The sequence below is a fragment of the Pseudomonadota bacterium genome, assembly GCA_010028905.1.
Classification (GTDB): Bacteria; Vulcanimicrobiota; Xenobia; order RGZZ01; family RGZZ01; genus RGZZ01.
This window is the reverse complement of sequence record RGZZ01000347.1, coordinates 1-5,429: the sequence shown is the minus strand read 5'-3', so window position 1 is coordinate 5,429 and position 5,429 is coordinate 1. Positions and strand designations below refer to the sequence as shown.

The 5,429-nt window shown below is 65.7% G+C and carries 6 protein-coding genes; 3 read left to right on the top strand and 3 right to left on the bottom strand.

Annotation, left to right across the window (positions count from 1 at the left end):
• Positions 1-325: 325 nt before the first annotated feature.
• The 3 genes from EB084_18680 to EB084_18670 all read left to right on the top strand — a co-directional run bounded on the left by EB084_18680 (position 326) and on the right by EB084_18670 (position 2,604).
• Positions 326-796: a 50S ribosomal protein L9 gene (locus tag EB084_18680; protein NDD30288.1), complete on the top strand. Its 471-nt coding sequence runs from the start codon at positions 326-328 to the stop codon at positions 794-796.
• Positions 797-798: 2 nt separating this feature from the next.
• The gene (gene dnaB, locus EB084_18675) at positions 799-2,145 is read left to right on the top strand and encodes a replicative DNA helicase (GenBank protein NDD30287.1); all 1,347 of its coding nucleotides are present in this window, start codon (positions 799-801) and stop codon (positions 2,143-2,145) included.
• A gap of 138 nt (positions 2,146-2,283) precedes the next feature.
• Positions 2,284-2,604 carry a PilZ domain-containing protein gene (locus EB084_18670; GenBank protein ID NDD30286.1) on the top strand — a complete coding sequence of 107 codons (321 nt, stop codon included), beginning with the start codon at positions 2,284-2,286 and terminating at the stop codon, positions 2,602-2,604.
• 27 nt (positions 2,605-2,631) lie between these two features.
• Here EB084_18670 and EB084_18665 read toward each other — a convergent pair whose 3' ends face one another.
• Genes EB084_18665 through EB084_18655 form a run of 3 tightly spaced genes read right to left on the bottom strand, consistent with a single transcriptional unit; the run spans position 2,632 to position 5,386 of the window.
• Positions 2,632-3,348, bottom strand: coding sequence for a ribonuclease PH (locus tag EB084_18665; GenBank protein NDD30285.1), 717 nt, complete (start codon positions 3,346-3,348; stop codon positions 2,632-2,634).
• Positions 3,345-4,706 (bottom strand): hypothetical protein, encoded by a 1,362-nt coding sequence (locus EB084_18660; protein ID NDD30284.1) that lies wholly within the window; start codon positions 4,704-4,706, stop codon positions 3,345-3,347. The genes EB084_18665 and EB084_18660 overlap by 4 nt, the downstream gene beginning before the upstream one ends.
• Positions 4,703-5,386, bottom strand: coding sequence for a hypothetical protein (locus EB084_18655; protein ID NDD30283.1), 684 nt, complete (start codon positions 5,384-5,386; stop codon positions 4,703-4,705). Before EB084_18655 ends, EB084_18660 begins: the two co-directional genes overlap by 4 nt.
• Between the last annotated feature and the right edge of the window lie 43 nt (positions 5,387-5,429).

Here is a 5,429-nt window from a genome sequence, read left to right as displayed (position 1 = left end):
GCCTGTTGGTCGTGCCCTCTGGGCGCGCGTCTGACAGGCGAATCGCGCAAGAGCAGCGAAACCAGAGAGACGGCAGATCCGCTCGAGCGGCGTGCTTGCAGTTCTACGGGTGAGTTGTCGAGTGCTTGTTTGCGCTTGCCCCCGAGAGCAAAGGCCACGTCTTCCGCGCAGTCTGACACCGACGCCACACCGGCGGTAATTATCCACATTTTCCTGTGGATAAGCACCTGCCGGGTGTGGGTATTTCCGTTCCCCCGAGTTCGGAGCGCGTCGCCACGGCCCCGTGGGCGAGGCCGCAGAGAGTCTCATCAGGAGGAGTTCGCGCGTGCAGGTCATTCTCTTGGAAGATGTGAAGAGCCTTGGAAAGAAGGGCGCGGTCGTCAAGGTCTCTGACGGATACGCGCGCAACTTCCTGTTCCCGAAGAAGCTGGCCATTGAGGCCACAGAGGGCAACCAGCGCGCCCTCGAGCACGACTCGAAGGTGAAGGCCGACAAGCACGCGCGCGAGGTCGAGGTGGCCCGCAAAGCGGCAGAGCACCTGAAGGCCAATCCCGTGCGCGTGCCGGCGAAGGCCGGTGATCAGGGCAAGCTCTATGGGGCGGTCACATCCGCCGACATCGCAGACGCCCTCAAGAAGGTCACCGACTGGCCCATCGACAAGCGCAAGATCGAGCTCAAGGAGCCCATCAAGAAGGTCGGCACCTACTCGGCGCGGGTGCGCCTGCACAGCGAGGTGACGGCAGACATCTCCATCCTCGTCGTCGACCAGGCCCAGCCGGCGCAGCAGCCTGCATGACCATGACGGTCTCCGCCGAGCTCCTTCCTCCCCAGAACCTGGAGGCGGAACGATCGGTGCTGGGCGCATGCCTCATCGATCGAGAGGCCATCGGCCGGATCACGGAGGTCTTTCGTGAACCGGAAACCTTCTATCGACCGGCCCACCAGTACATCTTCGACGCCATGCTCAAGCTGGCCGATCGCAACGAGCCCGTCGATCTCATCACGCTCAGCAACGAGCTGAGACGACAGAACCGCCTCGAAGAGGTGGGCGGAACCGACTACCTTGTCGAGCTCACCGAGGTCGTACCCACCGCGGCCAACGCCGAGCACTACGCGCGCATCGTTCGAGAGCGGTCGCTGCGCCGCGAGCTCATCCACACCGGCACCGACATCGTGCAGATGGCCCACGAATCCGGCGATGACATCGACGTGCTCGTCGACCGCGCCGAGCAGTCGGTCTTCTCCATCGCCAATCGCACGGTCTCGGGCGATTTCGTGCCATTGAAGAAGGTTCTCGACAACACGTTCGAACGCTTCGAGACCCTCTACGAAGGCGGCCAGAACGTGATGGGCATCCCCACGGGCTACCGCGACCTCGACGCCATCACGGGCGGGTTGCAGCGCGCCACCTTTGTCATCATCGCCGCGCGTCCCAGCATGGGCAAGACCGCTTTTGCCATGAACATCGCCCAGCACGTGGCGGTGAACCAGCGCATGCCGGTGGCCGTGTTCTCGATGGAGATGTCGAAGGAAGAGCTCGGAACCCGAATGCTCTGCTCAGAGGCCCAGATCGAGAGCGAGCGCATCAAGACCGGGCACATCCACGACACCGACTGGCGCCGCCTGGCGAAGGTCATGAACTACATGGCCGACGCGCCGCTCTACATCGATGACTCGGGTGGACTCTCCGCAACAGAGATCTCGGCCAAGTGCCGACGGCTGAAGAAGAATCACGGGCTCGACATGGTGCTGATCGACTACATCCAGCTGATCCGCGGGTCCGGTCGCTCAGACGCGAATCGAACCCAGGAGCTCTCAGAGATCTCACGCACCCTGAAGTTCCTCTCCAAGGAGCTCAAGATCCCGGTGATCGCGCTCTCCCAGCTCTCGCGCGCAGTGGAGAGCCGCACCGACAAGCGTCCCATGCTCAGCGACCTGCGCGAATCCGGCGCCATCGAGCAGGAAGCCGATCTGGTGATGATGATCTATCGCGACGAGTACTACGAGAAAGAGCACTCCGAGAAGAAGGGCATCGCCGAGATCATCATCGCCAAGCACCGCTCCGGTCCGACCGGAACGGTCGAGCTCCACTTCCACAAGCAGTTCGTCCGCTTCCTGTCCCTCGATCGCCACCACGAGACCTGAGCCATCCAACCGTTCACATGTTGGAAATGGCGTGCGCCGACCCCCACGCGTATACTGGGTTCAAGAGCACCATCAGGTGCCGTCGCCAAGCAGGGAACCGCCTGTCAGCGGCGCAGAGCGCGTGGAGGATTGTCAGAGATGAGAGAGCACGTTCGCGTCCGCCGTTCCTTTTCGGTGAAGTACCGCATGCCGTGGTCGAACCGCTGGCAGACCGCCAGCACCCGCGATGTAAGCGCGAGCGGCCTCTCGTTCATCCTTCCCAAGGGCCTCTGCATGGCGGGCCTCCCGGTCGAGATCGAGGTCGATTCGCCCGTGGCCTCGTTCCGCTCGAAGGCTCGCGTGGCACGCACCCGTCGCACCCCACAGGGCAAGGAGATCGGCATCGCGTTCGGCGCGGTGAACGCCGAAGCGAAGCAGAAGCTCGAGCGCTACCTCTACCTGGCCCATCGCGCGAGCTGAACGCCCGCGCCTTCTGAAGCGCCCCCCTCAGGCGTCGCCGCGCGCGCCTCGCTGCAGCACCCGCACCGCGTCGATGCCCTGCTGGGCGAGCCCCATCATCTCGTCCATCTGTGTGCGGCTGAAGGCCGCTCGCTCGCCCGTCCCCTGCACCTCAACGAACGCACCCGTTCCGAGCATCACGACGTTGAAGTCGACGTCGGCGCGCGCGTCTTCCTCGTAATCGAGATCGAGCAGGGTCACGCCCCCCACGATTCCGACGCTGATGGCCGCCACCGAATCGACCAGCGGTGAGGCTGTGAGCCTTCCCTCGCGAACCAGCCAGGCGCACGCATCCTCGAGGGCGACCATGGCGCCGTTGATGGCTGCCGTGCGCGTTCCCCCGTCGGCCTGGAGCACGTCGCAGTCGAGGGTGATGGTGCGGGGCCCCAGGGCCTCGAGATCAACGGTGGCACGCAGCGCACGTCCGATCAGCCTCGAGATCTCCTGCGATCGACCGCTCCCGCTGCCACGCTCGCGCGACGACCGCGTGTGCGTCGCCCGCGGCAGCATGGCGTATTCCGCCGTCACCCATCCACGTCCGGTTCCCACGAGGAAGGGCGGCACCTTCTCCTCGATGCTCGCATTGCACAGCACGCGGGTGCGACCGCTCGAGATGAGCACGCTGCCCTCGGCGTGCACGGTCCATCCCCGTGAGATGGTGATGGAACGAAGGCCATCGTTCCCTCGACCCTCAGATCTGCTCATCGCTTCTTCCTCGACTTCCAGAATCCGGCCGGCGCATCATCCGATGGCGCATCGACCTTGGACGCGGCTTCGGGCGATTCTGCCTCCCGCGGCCACTTCACCGTTCCCGCGATCTCGACATGCGGGCCGGGAACGATCTCGGCCACCGACAGCACCGAGACACGCCCCACCGCCTGCCCGAGGCGAACTGCGGCCGCGCGTCGGGTCTCCGGACGGGTGAACACCACCGTGATCCCCGGGTGCTCCTCGGCGGCGTCTCGCACTGCGCGCACAAAGGGATCGGGTTCCAACGGTCCGGGGGGTGGGCCCTGCAAGCGGGTCTCGACCTCTTCGTCGAGGACCAGGGCACGAACCACCCCGTCCGCGTCGCTGGCACCGAGAAGGATCTCGCGCGCGAGCGCCTGACGCGCCGCTTCGGTGGAAGCAACCGTATCGTCGAGCCCGTCGAGGCGATCGCCCAGCACCTCGAGGATGGTGACCATGTCGCGGATGGAAACCCCCTCCGACAGAAGGCTTCGCAGAACGTGGCGCAGCGCGCGCACCCGCCCCACGCTGTCGAGGAACTCTCCGACCACCACGGGATGGGTGCGCCGCAGCCGCACCAGCAGATCGTGGGTCTCCTGCAAGCCAAGAAGGGTGGCCGCGTGCGCCCGCAGCGACTCCCGCACGTGGGTGAGAAGCACAGCCAGTCCGCCGAGCAGGGTGCACTGCAAGGCCTCCGCACGCTCCCGCTCGGTCGGCTCGATCCACTTGGCGGGGAGCCGGTAGGTGGGTTCGGTGGTGGTCCAGCCCTGCAGGCTCGAGAGCTGGTCGAGGGTTCCCACCACCAGGATGCGATCGAGGAAGACCTGTCCACACGCCACCTCGACCCCGCGCAGGCGCAGCCTGTACGCGGCAGGGTCGAGGGTGAGGTCGTCACGCACCTCGATGCCAGGAACGGTGATGCCCAGCGAGACAGCCAGATCCCGACGCACGTCCCTCACCTTCTCGATGAGCGGCGCGCGCTGGAACGGATCGACGAGCGGGAGCAGCCCCGCGCCGATCTCGAGCACGCATCCCTCGGGCCCGAAGACGGCTTCCATCTGGAGCTGGGCCGCGCCGTCAAAGCTGATGGCCACCTCTCCCTGAAGCCCCCATCCCTCGCTCGTGAGCCGCATGAGCTCTCGACTCACATCGGCATCGACGACGCCGGCGACCCCCGCGTACAGCAGCATGGCATCATCTTCCCGGGTGAGCTTGAGGAAGGTCTGCTGACCCTGCTGCCCTGCCGACCAGTCGATGAAGGCCGTTTCCATCTCGGCCGGCCAGCGGGTCGTGATGAGATGCTGTGTCTCACGCATGGCGGTTCTCTCGGTCATCGGACGCCTCCGCTCGACGGGCTGGATAGAGGGCTGGACAGCGGGCTGGGAGACGCGCTCTTCAAGCGCTCGAGAAGCCTGGGCGGAGGAGCGGTGACGGGCAGCGGCGACGCGGTCGACGCCGCCACCGGGTGCGACACCACGAGATAGAGCGGGCGCCCCTGAGCGTCGACCAGCAGGTCGACGCCGTTGGCCCGCTTCATCTCATTCACCAGATCGGTGCGCTCGAACGCCTGCAGAACCCCGTCGACACGTTGCGCCGAAGACATCTGCTGGCGCACCGCATCGAGTGATGGCTTGCTCTCTCTCGTGCAGATCAAAATCGCCTGGGTGACCTTCTGCGGGTTCACCGCGCACATGCACAACCAGCCGGAGGGTGTGGCCTGCGAAGACACGCTGCCATCCGGCGAGACCCAGATCGCGGTCCAGAACGCTGGTGTGACGCGCATGGGCAGGGTCGAGCCCAGAAGCGACTTCGACGAGGCCGCCACCTCATCGAAGGGCTCTCCCTCTCCATCCCCTGGAGAGCAGCCGGGGGCGATGAGGGCACAGACGAGCAGCAAGGCGACGATCAGGGTGCGCAGGGAACTCTCTCCTCTCACCAGCTCGGCGACGGCCGCGCTGCGTGGGTGGCCTCTTGCATTCAAAGCGCTCTGACGCTCTTCCTCCGCATCTGGCACACGCAAGAGCCGCAGGAGAGTGTTCTCCCCCCCCCGAACCCGT